The sequence below is a fragment of the Bacillus cereus group sp. MYBK227-1 genome, from assembly GCF_051916325.1.
Taxonomy (GTDB): domain Bacteria; phylum Bacillota; class Bacilli; order Bacillales; family Bacillaceae_G; genus Bacillus_A; species Bacillus_A cereus.
Genome location: NZ_JBQAGK010000013.1, coordinates 21,182 through 40,504 on the forward strand (window position 1 = coordinate 21,182; position 19,323 = coordinate 40,504).

Here is a 19,323-nt window from a genome sequence, read left to right on the forward strand (position 1 = left end):
CAGGTAGAAAGACTCAACGTATTTATCTTTAAGAGAAAGAGACTACGCTAATAGCAGTAGTTGTATTTATTTGTGATTTTGCACAAATTTTTTTGTGCATTTATAATACTCATGATTTGAGGGGTGAAGCAGTTGACAGGTCAACTAGTTCAATACGGACGCCACCGCCAACGAAGAAGTTATGCCCGTATTAGTGAAGTATTAGAGTTACCAAATCTTATCGAAATTCAAACCTCTTCTTATCAGTGGTTTCTTGATGAGGGTTTGCGAGAAATGTTCCAAGACATTTCTCCGATTGAAGACTTTACGGGAAATCTATCGCTTGAATTTATCGACTACAGCTTAGGTGAACCTAAATACTCTGTAGACGAATGCAAAGAGCGTGATGTGACGTATGCAGCACCACTTCGTGTAAAAGTGCGTCTAATCAACAAGGAAACTGGTGAAGTAAAAGAACAAGATGTGTTCATGGGAGATTTCCCACTCATGACAGAGACTGGAACATTCGTAATTAACGGTGCAGAACGTGTTATCGTTTCCCAGTTAGTTCGCTCTCCAAGCGTATACTATAGTGGCAAAGTGGATAAAAACGGAAAACGTGGTTTTACTGCTACTGTAATTCCAAACCGCGGAGCTTGGTTAGAGTATGAGACAGATGCTAAGGATGTTGTATATGTGCGTATTGACCGTACGCGTAAACTTCCTGTAACTGTTTTGTTACGCGCATTAGGGTTTGGCTCTGATCAAGAAATCACCGAGCTTTTAGGTGATAACGAATACTTAAGCAACACATTAGAAAAAGACAACACAGATAGCACAGAAAAAGCATTGCTTGAAATTTATGAGCGTCTACGTCCTGGTGAACCACCAACAGTAGAAAATGCTAAGAGCTTACTTGTGTCTCGTTTCTTTGATCCAAAGCGCTACGATTTAGCAAATGTAGGTCGCTATAAGATCAACAAGAAGTTACACATTAAAAACAGATTGTTTAATCAACGTTTAGCTGAAACATTAGTGGATCCAGAAACTGGTGAAATTTTAGCGGCAGAAGGAACAATCTTAGATCGTCGTACACTTGATCGCATTTTACCTTACTTAGAGAAAAACATTGGATTCAAAACAGCGAAACCAATGGGTGGAGTGGTAGAAGGCGATGTTGAGCTGCAATCTATTAAGATTTATGCTCCTGAGTCGGAAGGCGAACGCGTAATTAATGTAATTGGTAATGCAAACATTACTCGTGATGTGAAACACATCACACCAGGTGATATCCTTGCTTCTATCAGTTACTTCTTCAACCTACTATACAAAGTAGGGGATACAGATGATATTGACCATTTAGGAAACCGTCGTCTGCGTTCTGTTGGAGAACTGTTACAAAATCAATTCCGTATCGGTCTTTCTCGTATGGAACGTGTTGTTCGTGAGAGAATGTCGATCCAAGATACAAATGCAATTACACCACAGGCACTAATTAATATTCGTCCTGTTATTGCATCTATTAAAGAGTTCTTCGGAAGTTCTCAGTTATCTCAGTTTATGGACCAAACAAACCCATTAGCAGAGTTAACTCACAAACGAAGACTATCTGCATTAGGACCTGGTGGTTTAACGCGTGAGCGCGCAGGCTTTGAAGTGCGTGACGTTCATTACTCTCACTACGGTCGTATGTGTCCGATTGAAACACCAGAGGGACCAAACATCGGTTTGATTAACTCATTATCTTCGTTCGCGAAAGTAAATGAGTTTGGTTTCATTGAAACACCATACCGTCGTGTTGACCCAGAAACTGGTCTTGTAACAGGGCATGTTGATTACTTAACAGCAGATGAAGAAGATAACTATGTTGTAGCCCAAGCGAATATGAAATTATCTGACGAAGGTGAATTCCTAAGTGAAGATATCGTAGCTCGTTTCCGTGGTGAAAACATTGTCACAAATAGAGAACGCATCGACTACATGGATGTATCTCCAAAACAAGTAGTGTCGGCAGCGACAGCTTGTATTCCGTTCTTAGAAAACGATGACTCTAACCGCGCACTTATGGGAGCGAACATGCAACGTCAGGCGGTTCCGTTAATGAATCCGGAATCTCCGATTGTAGGTACAGGTATGGAGTACGTATCAGCAAAAGACTCAGGTGCTGCAGTAATCTGTAAACATCCTGGTGTTGTTGAGCGCGTAGAAGCACGTGAAGTTTGGGTACGTCGCTATGTAGAAGTTGACGGTCAAACAGTAAAAGGCGACTTAGATCGCTACAAAATGCAAAAATTCATTCGTTCTAACCAAGGAACTTGTTACAACCAACGTCCAATCGTAAGTGTTGGAAATGAAGTTGTAAAAGGTGAAATCCTTGCGGATGGTCCTTCTATGGAATTAGGTGAACTAGCACTTGGACGTAACGTGCTTGTTGGCTTCATGACTTGGGACGGTTATAACTACGAGGATGCGATCATCATGAGTGAGCGCCTTGTAAAAGATGATGTGTACACTTCTATTCATATTGAAGAATATGAATCAGAAGCTCGTGATACGAAGCTTGGACCAGAAGAAATTACACGTGACATTCCAAACGTTGGGGAAGACGCATTACGTAACCTTGACGAGCGCGGTATCATTCGCGTTGGTGCTGAAGTAAAAGATGGAGATTTACTTGTTGGTAAAGTAACACCTAAAGGTGTAACAGAATTAACAGCTGAAGAACGTCTATTACATGCTATCTTTGGAGAAAAAGCGCGTGAAGTACGTGATACATCACTACGTGTACCACACGGTGGTGGCGGTATTATCTTAGACGTAAAAGTATTCAACCGTGAAGATGGCGATGAATTGCCACCAGGCGTGAATCAACTTGTACGTGCATATATCGTTCAAAAACGTAAAATTTCTGAAGGTGACAAGATGGCCGGACGTCACGGTAACAAAGGTGTTATTTCTCGTATTTTACCAGAAGAAGATATGCCTTACCTACCAGACGGTACGCCAATCGATATCATGTTAAACCCATTAGGGGTACCATCTCGTATGAATATCGGTCAGGTATTAGAGCTTCATCTTGGTATGGCAGCAAGATACCTTGGCATTCACATTGCAACACCAGTATTCGATGGTGCTCGTGAGGAAGATGTTTGGGGCACAATTGAAGAAGCTGGTATGGCAAATGACGCGAAAACAATCCTGTATGACGGACGTACTGGTGAACCATTCGATAACCGCGTATCTGTTGGTGTCATGTATATGATCAAACTTGCGCACATGGTTGACGATAAACTTCATGCTCGTTCTACTGGACCATACTCACTTGTAACGCAGCAACCTCTTGGAGGTAAAGCTCAGTTCGGTGGACAGCGTTTCGGTGAGATGGAGGTTTGGGCACTTGAAGCTTACGGTGCTGCTTATACTCTTCAAGAAATCTTAACAGTGAAGTCTGATGATGTTGTTGGACGTGTTAAGACTTATGAAGCAATTGTTAAAGGCGAAAATGTTCCAGAACCAGGCGTTCCTGAATCATTCAAAGTATTGATTAAAGAGCTGCAAAGTTTAGGTATGGACGTTAAAATGATGTCTAGCGACGATACAGAAATTGAAATGCGTGATACAGAAGATGACGATGATCATCAATCAGCAGATAAATTGAATGTCGAAGTTGAGACAACTAAGGAATAATTGGGATAACCTGTAGACTAAAAGGGAGGTAGGCCCCTTGATAGATGTAAATAACTTTGAATATATGAAGATTGGACTTGCTTCACCTGACAAGATTCGTTCTTGGTCATACGGTGAAGTTAAGAAACCAGAAACTATTAACTATCGTACGTTAAAGCCTGAAAAAGATGGCTTGTTCTGTGAGCGTATTTTCGGACCACAAAAGGACTGGGAATGTCATTGCGGAAAATACAAACGTGTACGTTATAAAGGTGTAGTTTGTGATCGATGTGGCGTTGAAGTAACGCGTGCAAAAGTACGTCGTGAACGTATGGGTCATATCGAATTAGCTGCTCCTGTATCTCATATTTGGTATTTCAAAGGTATCCCGAGCCGCATGGGACTTGTCTTAGACATGTCCCCTCGCGCGCTTGAAGAAGTAATTTATTTCGCTTCTTATGTTGTAACAGAAAGTGGAGATACACCACTTGATAAGAAGCAATTACTTTCTGAAAAAGAATACCGTGCATATCGTGATCGATATGGTAGCACATTCCAAGCTGCTATGGGTGCAGAAGCAATTAAAAAGCTACTACAAGACATCGATTTAGATAAAGAAGTAGACTTCTTAAAAGAAGAATTAAAAACAGCACAAGGACAACGCCGTACTCGTGCTATTAAACGTCTAGAAGTATTAGAAGCATTCCGTAACTCTGGAAATGAACCGTCTTGGATGATCTTAGATGTTCTACCAGTAATCCCACCAGAACTACGCCCAATGGTACAGTTAGACGGTGGACGTTTTGCTACTTCTGACTTAAACGACTTATACCGTCGTGTAATTAACCGTAACAACCGTTTAAAACGTCTATTGGACTTAGGTGCACCAAGCATCATCGTTCAAAACGAAAAACGTATGTTACAAGAAGCTGTAGACGCATTAATCGATAATGGTCGTCGTGGCCGTCCAGTTACTGGTCCAGGTAACCGTCCATTAAAATCACTATCTCACATGCTTAAAGGTAAACAAGGACGTTTCCGTCAAAACTTATTAGGTAAACGTGTTGACTACTCTGGTCGTTCTGTAATCGTTGTAGGACCGAACTTAAAGATGTATCAATGTGGATTACCAAAAGAAATGGCGCTTGAACTGTTCAAACCTTTCGTAATGAAAGAGTTAGTTGAAAAAGGATTAGCACATAACATTAAGAGTGCGAAACGTAAAATCGAGCGTGTACAACCTGAAGTTTGGGACGTTTTAGAGTCTGTGATTAAAGAACATCCAGTACTTCTAAACCGCGCACCAACACTTCACCGTCTTGGTATCCAGGCGTTTGAACCTACATTAGTAGAAGGTCGCGCAATCCGTCTTCACCCACTTGTATGTACTGCATACAACGCGGACTTTGACGGTGACCAAATGGCCGTTCACGTACCTTTATCATCAGAAGCTCAAGCTGAAGCTCGTCTTCTTATGTTAGCGGCACAAAACATCTTGAACCCGAAAGACGGTAAACCAGTTGTTACTCCATCTCAGGATATGGTATTAGGTAACTATTACTTAACACTTGAGCGTGAAGGTGCAATCGGTGAAGGTATGGTCTTCAAAGATGCAAATGAAGCATTGCTTGCATATCAAAATGGATATGTTCATCTTCATACACGTGTTGCAGTAGCTGCAAGTGCAGTAAACAACGCAACATTTACTGAAGAGCAAAAGAGTATGCTTCTATTAACAACAGTTGGTAAATTAATATTTAACGAAATCTTACCAGAGTCGTTCCCTTATATTAATGAACCAACAAATTCAAACCTTGAAAAAGAAACACCAGCGAAATATTTCGTTGAAAAAGGTGCGAACATTAAAGAAATTATTGCTAGTCGCGAAGAAGTGGCGCCATTTAGCAAGAAGATCCTTGGTAACATCATTGCGGAAGTGTTCAAACGTTTCCAAATTACAGAAACGTCTCGCATGCTTGACCGTATGAAAAACTTAGGATTCAAGTACTCTACAAAAGCTGGTATTACAGTTGGGGTATCTGACATTCTTGTATTAGGCGAAAAAGATGAAATTCTCCACGAAGCACAAGCAAAAGTAGATAATGTAATTAAACAATTCCGTCGCGGTTTAATCACGGAAGAAGAACGTTACGATCGCGTTATCTCTATTTGGAGTAATGCAAAAGATGTTATCCAAGGAAAACTGATGAAATCCTTGAATAAACGCAACCCAATCTTCATGATGAGTGACTCAGGTGCCCGTGGTAACGCATCTAACTTTACTCAGCTTGCTGGTATGCGTGGTCTTATGGCCAATCCATCTGGTCGTATCATCGAACTTCCAATCAAATCGAGTTTCCGTGAAGGTTTAACAGTACTTGAGTACTTCATCTCTACGCATGGTGCGCGTAAAGGTCTTGCCGATACAGCACTTAAAACTGCCGATTCTGGTTACTTAACACGTCGTCTTGTTGACGTTGCACAAGATGTAATCGTTCGTGAAGATGATTGTGGAACAGATCGCGGTTTATTAATTGGTGCGATTAAAGAGGGTAATGAAGTTATCGAGTCATTATATGATCGTCTTGTTGGACGTTTTGCAAGAAAAACTGTAAAACATCCTGAAACAGGTGAAGTATTAGTTGCTGAAAATCAATTAATTACTGAAGATATCGCTCATATCGTTGAAAATTCGGGTGTTGAAACTGTAAACATTCGTTCAGCGTTTACGTGTAACACTCGCCACGGTGTATGTAAGAAGTGTTACGGTCGTAACTTAGCAACTGGAACAGACGTAGAAGTAGGAGAAGCGGTAGGTATTATCGCAGCTCAATCTATCGGTGAGCCAGGTACACAGTTAACGATGCGTACATTCCATACAGGTGGGGTTGCCGGAGATGATATTACTCAAGGTTTACCTCGTATCCAAGAGATCTTCGAAGCTCGTAATCCGAAAGGTCAGGCAGTTATCAGTGAAATCGACGGTGTTATCGCAGCGATCAACGACGTTAAAGATCGCCAAGAAGTAGTTGTACAGGGTGAAGTTGAAGCTCGTACGTATGCTATTCCTTACGGTGCTCGTCTGAAAGTAACTCCAGGACAGCCAATTAGCCACGGTAAAGAGTTAACAGAAGGTTCTATTGATCCGAAAGAATTACTAAAAGTAACGGACATTACGGCGGTTCAAGAATACTTATTACGTGAAGTTCAAAAAGTATACCGTATGCAAGGGGTAGAAATTGGTGACAAACACGTAGAAGTAATGGTACGTCAAATGTTACGTAAAGTTCGTGTAAGTGATGCAGGTGAAACAGATGTATTACCAGGAACATTACTAGATATCCATCAGTTCACTGATGCGAATGCTAAGGTCTTACTGCAAGGTAAGCAACCAGCAACAGCTAGACCTGTTCTACTTGGTATTACAAAAGCTTCACTTGAAACAGATTCATTCTTATCTGCAGCATCGTTCCAAGAAACAACTCGTGTCTTAACTGATGCAGCAATTAAGGGTAAACGCGATGAACTTCTAGGATTAAAAGAAAATGTTATTATCGGTAAACTTGTTCCTGCTGGAACAGGTATGAATCGTTATCGCAAAGTGGATCTTGTAAAAACAACACAAGATGACATGAATGTAGAAAACGATGAGGTTTATGTGGAACAGTAAAATTTTCCGGCATAAATTTTGTATAAAAACAATTAATCTTAGTTGACATTGTATGAGTCAAAATGTTACTATAATCAAGGTTGCTCCTGAACGATGCTTTGGAGGATATTTATATGTCTTATCAAAAAGTATCAACTGCTGAAAATGTAGTCGTTGGTCATAAACGTACATTGGAGGCAATCAAAAATGGTACAGTTAAAGAAGTTGTCATCGCAGAGGATGCTGACATGCGGTTAACCCATGCTATCATTCGTGTTGCAATGCAATATAACGTGCCCATAACAAAAGTTGAATCAGTTCGTAAGCTTGGTAAAGCTTCGGGGATTCAAGTGGGAGCTTCAGCAATAGGAATAATAAGTTAAAACTGTTTTTGTGAGGAGAGAGCATTTGCTCTTCCTTGCAAAAACTTTGTTTTCAACTAATAATGAACCACCTGGATATGTGGTCATACAAACATGCGAAGGGAGGATAATCAAATGCCTACTATTAACCAATTAGTGAGAAATGGTCGTACTGATAAAGTATGGAAATCTAAATCACCTGCGTTAAACAAAGGTTTTAACTCTTTAAAGAAAAAATCAACTGATATCTCTGCACCTCAAAAACGTGGTGTATGTACTCGTGTTGGTACAATGACTCCAAAGAAACCTAACTCAGCGTTACGTAAATACGCTCGTGTACGTTTAACAAACGGTATCGAGGTTACAGCTTACATCCCAGGTATCGGTCATAACCTACAAGAGCATAGCGTAGTATTAATTCGCGGTGGTCGTGTAAAGGATTTACCGGGGGTACGTTACCACATCGTTCGTGGTGCGCTTGACACAGCTGGTGTTGACAAACGTATGCAAGGACGTTCTAAATATGGTACTAAGAGACCAAAACCTGCTAAAAAATAATAACTTTAAAATGAAAGGAGGAACTCAATATGCCTCGTAAAGGACCTGTTGCGAAACGTGACGTGTTACCAGATCCAATGTACAATTCGAAGCTAGTAACACGCCTTATCAACAAAATGATGGTTGACGGTAAAAAAGGTAAATCTCAAACAATTCTTTATAATGCGTTCGATATCGTAAACGAACGTACTGGTAAAGAGCCAATGGAAGTATTCGAGCAAGCTCTTAAGAACATCATGCCTGTTCTTGAAGTACGCGCTCGTCGTGTTGGTGGTGCTAACTACCAAGTTCCAGTTGAGGTTCGTCCAGAACGCCGTACAACTTTAGGTCTTCGTTGGTTAGTAAACTACGCTCGTCTTCGTGGTGAAAAAACTATGGAAGAGCGTCTTGCTAACGAAATCTTAGATGCAGCTAACAACGCTGGTGCATCTGTTAAGAAACGTGAAGACACTCATAAAATGGCAGAAGCTAACAAAGCATTTGCTCATTACCGTTGGTAGGATTCAACGTAAAATAAATGTAAGCATAAACCGCTTTATTTGTCGCTTATGGAAGTGTGGAGAGGGAGAATGCCTCTCCCTTTCATCGGGCGCTCGTTTTACATAATGAGAGTACTGGACATACTGACATGTGTAACAATATAAAGTGGCTTTTTTGCTACTTAAAATAAAAAAATCCAATCCATATATGGAAGGAGCAAGACACCAAATGGCAAGAGAGTTCTCTTTAGAAAACACTCGTAATATTGGTATCATGGCTCACATCGATGCTGGTAAAACAACAGCAACTGAGCGTATTCTGTACTACACAGGACGTATTCATAAAATCGGTGAAACTCACGAAGGTGCATCTCAGATGGACTGGATGGAGCAAGAGCAAGAGCGTGGTATCACAATTACTTCTGCTGCAACTACAGCACAATGGAAAGGTCATCGTGTAAACATCATTGATACTCCAGGACACGTAGATTTCACAGTAGAAGTAGAACGTTCTTTACGCGTACTTGATGGCGCTGTAGCGGTACTTGATGCGCAATCTGGTGTAGAACCACAAACAGAAACTGTTTGGCGTCAGGCTACTACTTACGGCGTACCTCGTATCGTATTCGTTAACAAAATGGATAAGATCGGTGCAGATTTCTTATACTCTGTAGGAACAATCCACGATCGTTTACAAGCAAACGCACATCCAATTCAGTTACCAATCGGTGCTGAAGATGAGTTCAATGGTATCATTGACCTTGTTGAAGAGTGTGCTTACATGTACGGTAACGATTTAGGAACAGACATTCAACGTGTTGAAATTCCTGAAGAGCACAAAGAATTAGCTGAAGAATACCGTGGAAAACTTATTGAAGCGGTAGCTGAGCTTGATGAAGAAATGATGATGAAGTACCTAGAAGGTGAAGAAATCACTGTAGAAGAGCTTAAAGCTGGTATCCGTAAGGCTACAACTTCTGTAGAATTCTTCCCAGTAATCTGTGGTTCTGCATTCAAAAACAAAGGTGTTCAAATTCTGTTAGACGCAGTTATCGACTACCTTCCATCACCACTAGATGTACCTGCTATTAAAGGTACTCTACCGGATACAGATGAAGAAGTAGAACGTAAGTCTAGCGATGAAGAACCATTCGCAGCTTTAGCATTCAAAATCATGACTGACCCTTATGTTGGTAAGTTAACGTTCTTCCGTGTGTACTCTGGTGTGTTAAACTCTGGATCATACGTGAAAAACTCAACTAAAGGTAAGCGTGAGCGTGTAGGTCGTATCCTACAAATGCACGCTAACAGCCGTGAAGAGATTTCAACAGTTTACGCTGGTGATATCGCTGCTGCTGTAGGTTTAAAAGATACTACTACTGGTGATACTCTTTGTGACGAGAAGAGCCTTGTTATCCTTGAGTCTATGGAATTCCCAGAGCCAGTTATCTCTGTAGCTATCGAACCAAAATCTAAAGCTGACCAAGATAAAATGGGTACAGCATTATCTAAGCTTTCTGAAGAAGATCCAACATTCCGTGCTCACACTGACCAAGAAACTGGCCAAACTATCATCGCTGGTATGGGTGAACTTCACCTTGATATCATCGTTGACCGTATGCGTCGTGAATTCAAAGTGGAAGCAAACGTTGGTGCTCCTCAGGTAGCATATCGTGAGACTTTCCGCGCTGCTGCGAAAGTTGAAGGTAAGTTCGCTCGTCAATCTGGTGGTCGTGGACAATTCGGTCACGTTTGGATTGAGTTTGAACCTAACGAAGAAGGTAAAGGATTCGAATTCGAAAACAAGATCGTCGGTGGTGTAGTTCCTCGTGAATACATCCCAGCTGTTGGAGCAGGTCTTGAAGATGCACTTAAAAATGGTGTACTAGCTGGTTATCCACTAGTTGACATTAAAGCTGCATTAGTTGACGGATCTTACCATGATGTCGATTCATCTGAGATGGCGTTCAAAATCGCTGCATCTATGGCACTTAAAGCTGCGGTTTCTAAATGTAGCCCAGTAATTCTTGAGCCAATGATGAAAGTTGAAGTTGTAATTCCTGAAGAGTACATGGGTGACATTATGGGTGACGTAACATCTCGTCGTGGACGTGTAGAAGGTATGGAAGCTCGCGGTAACGCACAAGTTGTTCGCGCTATGGTTCCACTTTCTGAAATGTTCGGTTATGCAACGTCATTACGTTCTAACACTCAAGGACGCGGAACATTCTCTATGGTGTTTGACCACTATGAAGAAGTACCAAAGTCTGTTTCTGAAGAAATTATCAAAAAAAATAAAGGTGAATAATTGATTTTTATCGATTGTTCAAGTATAACTACTTATGTAAGCTTAGAAAGTGGGACGTAAGTTTCACTTTCTAGTCTAAATATAAAATAACCTATATAAACTAAGGAGGAATTTAGAATGGCTAAAGCTAAATTCGAACGTTCTAAACCCCATGTTAACATCGGTACAATCGGCCACGTTGACCATGGTAAAACTACATTAACTGCTGCGATCACTACAGTTCTTGCAAAAGCTGGTGGTGCTGAAGCACGCGGATACGATCAAATCGATGCTGCTCCAGAAGAAAGAGAGCGCGGTATCACAATCTCAACTGCACACGTTGAGTACGAAACTGAAACTCGTCACTATGCACACGTTGACTGCCCAGGTCACGCTGACTATGTTAAAAACATGATCACTGGTGCTGCTCAAATGGACGGCGGTATCTTAGTAGTATCTGCTGCTGATGGCCCAATGCCTCAAACACGTGAGCACATCCTTCTTTCTCGTCAAGTAGGTGTTCCTTACATCGTTGTATTCTTAAACAAATGCGACATGGTAGATGACGAAGAATTATTAGAATTAGTAGAAATGGAAGTTCGCGACCTATTATCTGAATACGGATTCCCAGGCGACGACATTCCTGTAATCAAAGGTTCTGCTCTTAAAGCTCTTCAAGGAGAAGCTGATTGGGAAGCAAAAATCATTGAATTAATGGCTGAAGTTGATGCTTACATCCCAACTCCAGAACGTGAAACTGACAAACCATTCTTAATGCCTGTAGAGGACGTATTCTCTATCACAGGTCGTGGTACAGTTGCTACTGGTCGTGTTGAGCGCGGTATCGTTAAAGTTGGTGACGTAGTAGAAATCATCGGTCTTGCTGAAGAAAATGCTTCTACAACTGTAACTGGTGTAGAGATGTTCCGTAAACTTCTTGACCAAGCTCAAGCTGGAGACAACATCGGTGCTTTACTTCGTGGGGTTGCTCGTGAAGACATCCAACGTGGACAAGTACTTGCAAAAAGCGGTTCTGTAAAAGCTCACGCTAAATTCAAAGCTGAAGTTTTCGTATTATCTAAAGAAGAAGGTGGACGTCACACTCCATTCTTCGCTAACTACCGTCCTCAGTTCTACTTCCGTACAACTGACGTAACTGGTATCATCCAATTACCAGAAGGTACTGAAATGGTAATGCCTGGTGACAACATCGAAATGACTATCGAACTTATCGCTCCAATCGCTATCGAAGAGGGAACTAAATTCTCTATTCGTGAAGGTGGACGTACAGTAGGTTACGGTGTAGTTGCTACTATCGTTGAGTAATCTTAACTGATATAAAAAAACCTAAGGGATTTTCCCTTAGGTTTTTTGTTTGCGTTTATATAAGGAAGAAGAGGGTGTTTTTTGTTTTGACGAGTTTCTTCTATAGTAATATAAAAACGACAAAAGATAATCCAGAAACTGTAAAATGAATTCTGTTAGATGAAAACTTGAAATTCTTTAAAGTGCCATGTATAATAGCAAAAGTAGAGAAAAGCAGATGCAAACAAAAAGATGCTTGCATCTAGACGAATAACATTGTATAATAGACAATGTTGGTCTTTGACTGCGATGAAGTGGAAGGTTGCTGACACACCCGGCCGCTTTGCCATGGCATGGTGTGGGGAAATTTCCATGGAGAAGGTCTATTTTAGAAATAGGCGAACGAAGGAGGGAAAATAATGGCAAAAGAAAAAATTCGTATCCGTTTAAAAGCTTACGATCACCGTATTCTTGATCAGTCAGCTGAGAAAATTGTAGAAACAGCTAAGCGTTCTGGGGCAACAGTTTCTGGTCCGATCCCATTACCAACTGAAAAAACTGTTTACACAATTCTTCGTGCTGTTCATAAGTACAAAGATTCTCGTGAGCAATTCGAAATGCGCACGCACAAACGTCTAATCGACATCGTGAGTCCTACTCCACAAACAGTAGATTCATTAATGCGTTTAGACTTACCATCTGGTGTAGATATCGAAATCAAACTATAATTTATATAACTTAAAAATGTAGGAGGTGTAACTCATGACCAAAGGAATCTTAGGAAGAAAGATCGGTATGACTCAAGTATTTGCTGAGAACGGTGAGTTAATCCCAGTAACAGTTATCGCTGCTAATCCAAACGTTGTTCTTCAAAAGAAAACAACTGAAACTGATGGCTACAATGCAATCCAGTTAGGATTTGAAGATAAACGTGAAAAGTTAACTAACAAACCTGAACAAGGCCACACTGCTAAAGCATCTACAACTCCTAAGCGCTTCATTCGCGAAATCCGCGATGCAGACGTGGACGGATTAGAGGTTGGTCAAGAGGTAAAAGTTGACGTATTCGCTACAGGTGAAATCGTTGATGTAACAGGAATTTCTAAAGGTAAAGGTTTCCAAGGTGTTATCAAACGCCACGGACAATCTCGCGGACCTATGTCTCATGGTTCTCGCTATCACCGTCGTCCAGGTTCAATGGGCCCAGTTGCTCCGAACCGTGTATTCAAAGGCAAAAAACTTGCTGGACGTATGGGTGGAGACCAAGTTACTATCCAAAACTTAGAAATCGTTCAAGTTGACACTGAGCGCAACTTATTACTAGTAAAAGGTAACGTTCCAGGTGCTAAGAAATCTCTTGTAGTTGTTCAAGGCGCTGTGAAGGTTAGCAAATAATTCACAATAGGAAGGAGGAATTCCAATGCCAAAAGTTACTGTATATAACCAAACTGGTTCACAGGTTGGTGAAATCGAATTAGCTGAAGCTATTTTCGGTATCGAACCAAATGAAGCTGTACTTTTCGAAGCTGTAATGATGCAACGTGCATCTTTACGTCAAGGTACACACAAAGTAAAAACTCGCTCTGAAGTTCGCGGTGGTGGTCGTAAACCATGGCGTCAAAAAGGAACTGGACGTGCTCGTCAAGGATCTATCCGCTCTCCTCAATGGCGTGGTGGTGGTACGGTATTCGGACCTACACCAAGAAGCTATGCGTACAAACTTCCTAAGAAAGTTCGTCGTTTAGCAATCAAATCTGCATTAGCTACTAAAGTAGTTGAGAACAACATTGTAGTTCTTGAAGACCTAGTGTTAAATGCACCAAAAACAAAAGACATGCTAGCAGTACTTAAAGGATTAACTGTTGAGAAGAAAGCTCTTATCGTAACTGCTGATGCAAACGAATCTGTAGAGTTATCTGCTCGCAATATCCCTGGAGTAACAGTAATCACTGCTGATGGCGTAAACGTTTTAGACGTGCTTCATCATGATAAGCTAATCATGACAAAAGCGGCAGTGGAAAAAGTAGAGGAGGTGCTTGCATAATGAGAGATCCTCGTGATATCATTAAGCGCCCAGTTATCACTGAACGTTCTATGGAAATGATGGCTGAAAAAAAATACACGTTCGATGTGGACGTTAAATCTAATAAAACAGAAGTTAAAGATGCTCTTGAAGCGATCTTTGGTGTTAAAGTAGAAAAAGTGAACATCATGAACTACAAGCCGAAAGCAAAACGCGTTGGTCGTCACGCTGGTTTTACTAGCCGTCGTCGTAAAGCAATCGTTAAGCTAACTGCTGACAGCAAAGAAATCGAAATCTTCCAAGGCGTTTAATTCTTACTAAAGAAGGAGGGAAATTGAGATGGGAATCAAAAAGTATAATCCAACTACTAACGGTCGTCGTAATATGACTACGAATGATTTCGCTGAAATCACGACTGATAGACCCGAAAAGTCATTACTTGCTCCTTTAAGCAAGAAGGCTGGTCGTAATAACCAAGGTAAAATCACTGTACGTCATCAAGGTGGCGGACATAAGCGTCAATACCGTATCATCGACTTTAAGCGTAACAAAGATGGAATTCCAGGACGCGTTGCTACGATCGAATACGATCCAAACCGCTCTGCGAATATCGCATTAATTAACTACGTTGACGGTGAAAAACGTTACATTCTTGCTCCTAAATCTTTAGAAGTAGGTATGGAAGTTATGTCTGGCCCAGAAGCTGACATTAAAATCGGTAACGCATTACCATTAATCAACATTCCAGTAGGTACTGTTGTTCATAACATCGAGCTTAAGCCTGGTCGTGGCGGACAATTAGTTCGTTCTGCTGGTACATCTGCTCAAGTACTTGGTAAAGAAGGTAAATACGTACTTGTACGTTTAACTTCTGGTGAAGTACGTCTTGTATTATCTGCTTGTCGCGCTTCAATCGGTCAAGTAGGTAACGAACAACACGAACTTATCAAAATCGGTAAAGCAGGTCGCTCTCGCTGGTTAGGTAAACGCCCAACAGTTCGTGGTTCTGTAATGAACCCTGTTGATCACCCACACGGTGGTGGTGAAGGACGTTCTCCAATCGGACGTAAGTCTCCAATGTCTCCATGGGGTAAACCAACTCTTGGATTCAAGACTCGTAAGAAAAACAAAGCGTCTGACAAATTTATCGTTCGTCGTCGTAAAAAATAATGGGATTGTAGTACGGTTCATTTCTAGAACCGTACGCCAATCACGAAGGGAGGCACCAAAATGGCTCGTAGCTTAAAAAAAGGACCATTTGTCGATGATCACTTAATGAGCAAAATGGAAAAATTAGTTGCATCTGAGCAAAAACAAGTTGTTAAAACTTGGTCTCGCCGTTCAACAATCTTCCCTCAGTTCATCGGACACACAATCGCTGTATATGATGGTCGTAAACACGTACCTGTGTACATCACTGAGGATATGGTTGGCCATAAGTTAGGTGAATTCGCACCAACTCGTACGTACAAAGGTCACCTTGCTGACGATAAGAAAACTAGAAGATAATGAGAGGAGGCACTTCAATGCAAGCTAAAGCAGTAGCGAGAACAGTTCGTATTGCTCCTCGTAAAGTTCGTTTAGTAGTAGACTTAATCCGAGGTAAGCAAGTGGGTGAAGCGATTGCTATCCTTAACCACACACCAAAAACTGCTTCTCCAGTTGTAGAAAAAGTTTTAAAATCTGCAATCGCAAATGCAGAGCACAATTATGAGATGGACATTAACAACCTAGTTGTAGAAAAAGTTTTCGTTGACGAAGGTCCAACGTTAAAACGTTTCCGTCCACGTGCAATGGGTCGTGCAAGCCAAATTAACAAACGCACAAGCCACATCACAGTTGTGGTATCAGAAAAGAAGGAGGGATAATCGATGGGTCAAAAGGTTAATCCAATTGGTCTTCGTGTCGGCGTTATCCGTGACTGGGAATCTCGTTGGTTCGCTGAGAAAGATTACGCTACATTATTACATGAAGACATCAAAATCCGTGAGTACATTAATGTACGCTTAAAAGATTCTGCTGTTGCTAAAGTAGAAATCGAACGTGCAGCAAATCGTGTAAATGTTACAATTCACACTGCAAAACCTGGTATGGTAATTGGTAAAGGTGGTACTGAAGTTGAAGCACTTCGTAAAGCTCTTAACCAATTAACAGGCAAGCGTGTACACATCAACATTTTAGAAGTTAAGAGAGCTGATCTTAACGCTAAATTAGTAGGCGAAAACATCGCTCGTCAATTAGAAAACCGTGTATCATTCCGTCGTGCACAAAAGCAAGTTATTCAACGTGCTATGCGTGCAGGTGCTAAAGGTATTAAAACACAGGTTTCTGGTCGTCTTGGCGGAGCTGATATCGCTCGTGCAGAATCTTACAGTGAAGGAACTGTTCCACTTCATACACTTCGCGCTGATATTGACTATGCAGCAGTTGAAGCTGATACAACATACGGTAAATTAGGCGTAAAAGTATGGATCTACCGTGGAGAAGTCCTTCCTACAAAAAAGAAAGCTTCTGAGGAAGGAGGAAAATAATATGTTAATGCCAAAACGCGTAAAATATCGTAGAGAGCATCGTGGTAAAATGCGTGGTCGTGCTAAAGGTGGAACTGAAATTGCTTTCGGTGAATTCGGTTTACAAGCACAAGCTGCTTCATGGATTACAAACCGTCAAATCGAAGCTGCTCGTCGTGCAATGACTCGTTACATGAAACGTGGCGGTAAAGTATGGATTAAAATTTTCCCTTCTAAACCTTACACTGCAAAACCTCTAGAAGTACGTATGGGTTCCGGTAAAGGGGCACCAGAAGGCTGGGTAGCAGTAGTAAAACCTGGGAAAATTATGTTCGAAATCGCGGGTGTATCTGAAGAGGTAGCACGCGAAGCATTACGTCTTGCAGCTCACAAGTTACCTGTGAAATGTAAATTCGTAAAACGTGAAGAAAATGGTGGTGAATCTAATGAAAACTAATGATATTCGTGAATTAACCACTGCCGAAATCGAAACAAAAGTTAAAGCTTTAAAGGAAGAGTTGTTTAATCTTCGCTTCCAACTTGCTACAGGACAATTAGAGAATCCAACTCGCATTCGTGAAGTGCGTAAAGCAATTGCTCGTATGAAAACTGTAGTTCGTGAAAGAGAGATCGGAATTAATCGATAAATTGAGGGGAGGTTTGCATAGTGAGCGAACGTAACCAACGCAAAGTTTATACTGGTCGTGTAGTGTCTGACAAAATGGACAAAACGATTACAGTTTTAGTTGAAACTTACAAAACTCATTCCTTGTACGGAAAACGTGTTAAGTATTCTAAGAAGTACAAAGCCCATGATGAGCAAAACCAAGCGAAACTTGGCGATATCGTTAAAATCATGGAAACTCGCCCGCTTTCTGCTACTAAGCGTTTCCGTTTAGTTGAAATCGTTGAAGAAGCGGTTATTATCTAAATAGACGAATCGGAATTTTTAGTCCGAAGGGAGGTTTCATAACATGATCCAACAAGAATCTCGTTTGAAAGTTGCTGACAACTCTGGTGCACGTGAACTTTTAACAATTAAAGTATTAGGCGGCTCTGGTCGTAAATATGCTAACATTGGTGACATTATCGTTGCTACGGTAAAACAAGCAACACCAGGTGGCGTTGTTAAAAAAGGTGACGTTGTTAAAGCAGTAGTAGTACGTACGAAGAGCGGAGCTCGTCGTCCGGACGGTTCTTACATCAAATTTGATGAAAACGCAGCGGTTATCATTAAAGACGATAAGAGCCCACGTGGTACTCGTATCTTCGGACCAGTAGCTCGTGAATTACGTGATAGCAACTTCATGAAGATCGTTTCTTTAGCTCCAGAAGTTCTATAATTTAAGGTATTGCCTTGCTAAGGAGGTGCAGAATTAAGATGCATGTAAAAAAAGGTGATAAAGTACAGGTAATCACTGGTAAAGACAAAGGAAAACAAGGCGTTATCCTTGTGGCTTTCCCAAAGCAAAACCGTGTTATCGTTGAGGGTGTCAATATCGTTAAGAAGCACTCTAAGCCATCTCAATTAAATCCACAAGGTGGAATTATTACTAAAGAAGCACCTATTCACGTTTCTAACGTTATGATTTTAGATCCGAAAACAGGTGAACCTACTCGCGTAGGCTTCAAAGTAGAAGATGGTAAAAAAGTTCGTATTGCAAAAAAATCTGGTGAATTATTAGATAAATAATTTTCTTAAGAAAGGAGGTCACTTCATTGAATCGCCTTAAAGAGAAGTTCCAAAAGGAAATTACTCCTGCTCTAGTGAGCAAGTTTAACTATAAATCTGTAATGCAGGTACCAAAAATCGAAAAGATCGTAATCAACACTGGTGTTGGTGACGCGGTATCTAACTCAAAAGCGTTAGACAACGCAGTAGAAGAATTAACACAAATCACAGGTCAAAAACCTGTTGTAACTCGTGCTAAAAAATCAATCGCTGGTTTCCGTCTTCGTGAAGGTATGCCAATCGGTGCGAAAGTAACTTTACGCGGCGAGCAAATGTATGAGTTCTTCGACAAATTAGTATCAGTTTCTTTACCACGTGTACGTGATTTCCGTGGTGTTTCTAAGAAATCATTCGATGGTCGTGGAAACTATACATTAGGTGTTAAAGAGCAACTTATTTTCCCTGAGATTGATTATGATAAAGTAAGCAAAGTCCGCGGTATGGACATCGTAATCGTTACTACAGCGAAAACTGATGAAGAAGCTCGTGAACTGTTAACACAATTCGGTATGCCATTCCAAAAATAATGGAAGCCAACGCTAAGTAGAGGAGGCGAAAACGTGGCTAAAAAATCTATGATAGCGAAACAAAAGCGTACTCCTAAGTTTAAAGTACAAGAGTATACACGTTGCGAACGCTGCGGTCGTCCGCATTCTGTATACCGCAAATTTAAACTTTGCCGTATTTGTTTCCGTGAACTTGCATATAAAGGTCAAATTCCTGGTGTTAAAAAAGCTAGTTGGTAAAACCCACAAATGGGAAGGAGGTAAAAC

At 41.0% G+C, this 19,323-nt stretch carries 22 protein-coding genes; all 22 read left to right on the top strand.

Annotated features, from left to right (window positions below; translation table 11 throughout):
* Positions 1-132 precede the first annotated feature (132 nt).
* The 22 genes from rpoB to rpsN all read left to right on the top strand — a co-directional run bounded on the left by rpoB (position 133) and on the right by rpsN (position 19,296).
* Positions 133-3,666: a DNA-directed RNA polymerase subunit beta gene (rpoB, locus tag ACTFRM_RS29560; protein ID WP_000147553.1), complete on the top strand. Its 3,534-nt coding sequence runs from the start codon at positions 133-135 to the stop codon at positions 3,664-3,666.
* Between the two features lie 37 nt (positions 3,667-3,703).
* Positions 3,704-7,315, top strand: coding sequence for a DNA-directed RNA polymerase subunit beta' (rpoC, locus tag ACTFRM_RS29565; RefSeq protein WP_000567939.1), 3,612 nt, complete (start codon positions 3,704-3,706; stop codon positions 7,313-7,315).
* A gap of 113 nt (positions 7,316-7,428) precedes the next feature.
* Positions 7,429-7,677 (top strand): 50S ribosomal protein L7ae-like protein, encoded by a 249-nt coding sequence (locus ACTFRM_RS29570; protein ID WP_000121837.1) that lies wholly within the window; start codon positions 7,429-7,431, stop codon positions 7,675-7,677.
* Between the two features lie 114 nt (positions 7,678-7,791).
* On the top strand, positions 7,792-8,214 hold the full coding sequence (gene rpsL, locus ACTFRM_RS29575; RefSeq protein ID WP_001142341.1) for a 30S ribosomal protein S12: 423 nt from the start codon (positions 7,792-7,794) through the stop codon (positions 8,212-8,214).
* 29 nt (positions 8,215-8,243) lie between these two features.
* On the top strand, positions 8,244-8,714 hold the full coding sequence (rpsG, locus tag ACTFRM_RS29580) for a 30S ribosomal protein S7 (RefSeq protein ID WP_001137491.1): 471 nt from the start codon (positions 8,244-8,246) through the stop codon (positions 8,712-8,714).
* Positions 8,715-8,922: 208 nt separating this feature from the next.
* Entirely contained in the window at positions 8,923-11,001 is a 2,079-nt protein-coding gene (fusA, locus tag ACTFRM_RS29585; RefSeq protein ID WP_000090370.1) for an elongation factor G, read from the top strand.
* A 117-nt stretch (positions 11,002-11,118) separates the two neighbouring features.
* Positions 11,119-12,306, top strand: coding sequence for an elongation factor Tu (gene tuf / locus ACTFRM_RS29590; RefSeq protein WP_001029614.1), 1,188 nt, complete (start codon positions 11,119-11,121; stop codon positions 12,304-12,306).
* A 398-nt stretch (positions 12,307-12,704) separates the two neighbouring features.
* Positions 12,705-13,013 (top strand): 30S ribosomal protein S10, encoded by a 309-nt coding sequence (rpsJ, locus tag ACTFRM_RS29595; RefSeq protein WP_001040596.1) that lies wholly within the window; start codon positions 12,705-12,707, stop codon positions 13,011-13,013.
* A gap of 34 nt (positions 13,014-13,047) precedes the next feature.
* Positions 13,048-13,680: a 50S ribosomal protein L3 gene (gene rplC / locus ACTFRM_RS29600; protein WP_000160207.1), complete on the top strand. Its 633-nt coding sequence runs from the start codon at positions 13,048-13,050 to the stop codon at positions 13,678-13,680.
* A 25-nt stretch (positions 13,681-13,705) separates the two neighbouring features.
* Positions 13,706-14,329, top strand: a complete 624-nt coding sequence (gene rplD, locus ACTFRM_RS29605) for a 50S ribosomal protein L4 (RefSeq protein ID WP_001127258.1) — start codon at positions 13,706-13,708, stop codon at positions 14,327-14,329.
* Complete coding sequence (gene rplW, locus ACTFRM_RS29610; RefSeq protein ID WP_001205558.1) at positions 14,329-14,619, top strand: 50S ribosomal protein L23; 291 nt, start codon at positions 14,329-14,331, stop codon at positions 14,617-14,619. The genes rplD and rplW overlap by 1 nt, the downstream gene beginning before the upstream one ends.
* 28 nt (positions 14,620-14,647) lie before the next feature.
* Entirely contained in the window at positions 14,648-15,478 is an 831-nt protein-coding gene (rplB, locus tag ACTFRM_RS29615; protein WP_000511583.1) for a 50S ribosomal protein L2, read from the top strand.
* A 60-nt stretch (positions 15,479-15,538) separates the two neighbouring features.
* The gene (gene rpsS / locus ACTFRM_RS29620) at positions 15,539-15,817 is read left to right on the top strand and encodes a 30S ribosomal protein S19 (protein WP_000124454.1); all 279 of its coding nucleotides are present in this window, start codon (positions 15,539-15,541) and stop codon (positions 15,815-15,817) included.
* 17 nt (positions 15,818-15,834) lie between these two features.
* Complete coding sequence (gene rplV, locus ACTFRM_RS29625; protein WP_001148024.1) at positions 15,835-16,176, top strand: 50S ribosomal protein L22; 342 nt, start codon at positions 15,835-15,837, stop codon at positions 16,174-16,176.
* Positions 16,177-16,179: 3 nt separating this feature from the next.
* Entirely contained in the window at positions 16,180-16,839 is a 660-nt protein-coding gene (gene rpsC, locus ACTFRM_RS29630; protein WP_000529956.1) for a 30S ribosomal protein S3, read from the top strand.
* 1 nt (position 16,840) lies between these two features.
* Positions 16,841-17,275 (top strand): 50S ribosomal protein L16, encoded by a 435-nt coding sequence (gene rplP / locus ACTFRM_RS29635; protein WP_000928969.1) that lies wholly within the window; start codon positions 16,841-16,843, stop codon positions 17,273-17,275.
* Positions 17,265-17,465 (top strand): 50S ribosomal protein L29, encoded by a 201-nt coding sequence (rpmC, locus tag ACTFRM_RS29640; RefSeq protein ID WP_000855718.1) that lies wholly within the window; start codon positions 17,265-17,267, stop codon positions 17,463-17,465. Before rplP ends, rpmC begins: the two co-directional genes overlap by 11 nt.
* A 20-nt stretch (positions 17,466-17,485) precedes the next feature.
* Positions 17,486-17,749: a 30S ribosomal protein S17 gene (gene rpsQ, locus ACTFRM_RS29645; RefSeq protein WP_000004106.1), complete on the top strand. Its 264-nt coding sequence runs from the start codon at positions 17,486-17,488 to the stop codon at positions 17,747-17,749.
* Between the two features lie 43 nt (positions 17,750-17,792).
* Positions 17,793-18,161 (top strand): 50S ribosomal protein L14, encoded by a 369-nt coding sequence (rplN, locus tag ACTFRM_RS29650; protein ID WP_000615912.1) that lies wholly within the window; start codon positions 17,793-17,795, stop codon positions 18,159-18,161.
* Positions 18,162-18,199: 38 nt separating this feature from the next.
* Positions 18,200-18,511: a 50S ribosomal protein L24 gene (gene rplX / locus ACTFRM_RS29655; RefSeq protein WP_000558200.1), complete on the top strand. Its 312-nt coding sequence runs from the start codon at positions 18,200-18,202 to the stop codon at positions 18,509-18,511.
* Between the two features lie 26 nt (positions 18,512-18,537).
* Complete coding sequence (rplE, locus tag ACTFRM_RS29660; protein ID WP_001080831.1) at positions 18,538-19,077, top strand: 50S ribosomal protein L5; 540 nt, start codon at positions 18,538-18,540, stop codon at positions 19,075-19,077.
* Between the two features lie 33 nt (positions 19,078-19,110).
* Positions 19,111-19,296, top strand: a complete 186-nt coding sequence (gene rpsN, locus ACTFRM_RS29665; protein WP_001085700.1) for a 30S ribosomal protein S14 — start codon at positions 19,111-19,113, stop codon at positions 19,294-19,296.
* The last annotated feature ends 27 nt before the right edge of the window (positions 19,297-19,323 follow it).

What these genes read in the sequence shown, in the direction of transcription:
- ACTFRM_RS29570 (WP_000121837.1), top strand. Translation starts at nt 7,429, where the DNA reads ATGTCTTATCAAAAAGTATCAACTGCTGAAAATGTAGTCGTTGGTCAT.
- rpsL (WP_001142341.1), top strand. Translation starts at nt 7,792, where the DNA reads ATGCCTACTATTAACCAATTAGTGAGAAATGGTCGTACTGATAAAGTA.
- rpsG (WP_001137491.1), top strand. Translation starts at nt 8,244, where the DNA reads ATGCCTCGTAAAGGACCTGTTGCGAAACGTGACGTGTTACCAGATCCA.
- fusA (WP_000090370.1), top strand. Translation starts at nt 8,923, where the DNA reads ATGGCAAGAGAGTTCTCTTTAGAAAACACTCGTAATATTGGTATCATG.
- tuf (WP_001029614.1), top strand. Translation starts at nt 11,119, where the DNA reads ATGGCTAAAGCTAAATTCGAACGTTCTAAACCCCATGTTAACATCGGT.
- rpsJ (WP_001040596.1), top strand. Translation starts at nt 12,705, where the DNA reads ATGGCAAAAGAAAAAATTCGTATCCGTTTAAAAGCTTACGATCACCGT.
- rplC (WP_000160207.1), top strand. Translation starts at nt 13,048, where the DNA reads ATGACCAAAGGAATCTTAGGAAGAAAGATCGGTATGACTCAAGTATTT.
- rplD (WP_001127258.1), top strand. Translation starts at nt 13,706, where the DNA reads ATGCCAAAAGTTACTGTATATAACCAAACTGGTTCACAGGTTGGTGAA.
- rplW (WP_001205558.1), top strand. Translation starts at nt 14,329, where the DNA reads ATGAGAGATCCTCGTGATATCATTAAGCGCCCAGTTATCACTGAACGT.
- rplB (WP_000511583.1), top strand. Translation starts at nt 14,648, where the DNA reads ATGGGAATCAAAAAGTATAATCCAACTACTAACGGTCGTCGTAATATG.
- rpsS (WP_000124454.1), top strand. Translation starts at nt 15,539, where the DNA reads ATGGCTCGTAGCTTAAAAAAAGGACCATTTGTCGATGATCACTTAATG.
- rplV (WP_001148024.1), top strand. Translation starts at nt 15,835, where the DNA reads ATGCAAGCTAAAGCAGTAGCGAGAACAGTTCGTATTGCTCCTCGTAAA.
- rpsC (WP_000529956.1), top strand. Translation starts at nt 16,180, where the DNA reads ATGGGTCAAAAGGTTAATCCAATTGGTCTTCGTGTCGGCGTTATCCGT.
- rplP (WP_000928969.1), top strand. Translation starts at nt 16,841, where the DNA reads ATGTTAATGCCAAAACGCGTAAAATATCGTAGAGAGCATCGTGGTAAA.
- rpmC (WP_000855718.1), top strand. Translation starts at nt 17,265, where the DNA reads ATGAAAACTAATGATATTCGTGAATTAACCACTGCCGAAATCGAAACA.
- rplN (WP_000615912.1), top strand. Translation starts at nt 17,793, where the DNA reads ATGATCCAACAAGAATCTCGTTTGAAAGTTGCTGACAACTCTGGTGCA.
- rplX (WP_000558200.1), top strand. Translation starts at nt 18,200, where the DNA reads ATGCATGTAAAAAAAGGTGATAAAGTACAGGTAATCACTGGTAAAGAC.